Annotated in this window: 1 protein-coding gene; it reads right to left on the bottom strand. The window is 74.2% G+C overall.

Annotated features, from left to right (window positions below; all coding sequences use genetic code 11):
- On the bottom strand, positions 1–523 hold a 523-nt coding region (locus AOK22_RS43055), incomplete at its 3' end, for an aromatic amino acid lyase (RefSeq protein WP_425264069.1).
- Between the last annotated feature and the right edge of the window lie 136 nt (positions 524–659).

Genomic DNA, 659 nt, shown 5'->3' with positions numbered 1-659 from the left:
CCGTGCCGTCGGGGCCTTCGGCGTCGCCCTCGCCCATGAGCGTCAGCGCGCAGTGGCTCAGCGGCGCGAGGTCGCCGGAGCAGCCGAGCGAGCCGTACTCGTGGACGACGGGCGTGATGCCCGCGTTCAGGACGTCGGCCATCGTCTGCGCGACCTCGGGGCGCACGCCCGTGTGACCGGAGCAGACCGTCTTCAGGCGCAGGAACATCAGCGCGCGGACGACCTCGCGCTCCACGCGCGGGCCCATGCCGGCCGCGTGCGAGCGGACGATGTTGCGCTGGAGCTGGGCGCGGAGGTCGGGGCCGATGTGGCGCGTGGCGAGGGCGCCGAAGCCGGTCGAGACGCCGTAGACGGGCTCGGGCTTGGCCGCGAGCGCGTCGACGATCTCGCGGGCGGCGGCGAGCGCGGTCCGCGCCTCGGCGGTCAGTTCGATCCGCGCGTTCCCGCGCGCGACGGCGATGACGTCCGAGGCGGTCGTCCCGGACGTCCCAAGGGCCACGGTGCCCACGCTGTGCATATCCATATTCAGCAGCGTACGGACTGAATCGCCAGGTGTCACGGGTGAGATTGGCCCGGACCACTTACCGCCAGGTCAGCCGCGGTCCGCCACCCGGCGGAAGGCCATCCCGCCCGCCGGGCCCGTCCCGCCCGGCCCGCAC

It is taken from the genome of Streptomyces silaceus (assembly GCF_001419745.1).
In the GTDB taxonomy this organism is placed as follows: Bacteria; Actinomycetota; Actinomycetes; order Streptomycetales; family Streptomycetaceae; genus Streptomyces; species Streptomyces silaceus.
Note: the sequence above shows the minus strand (reverse complement) of the source record. Positions and strands in the feature narration are given on the sequence as shown.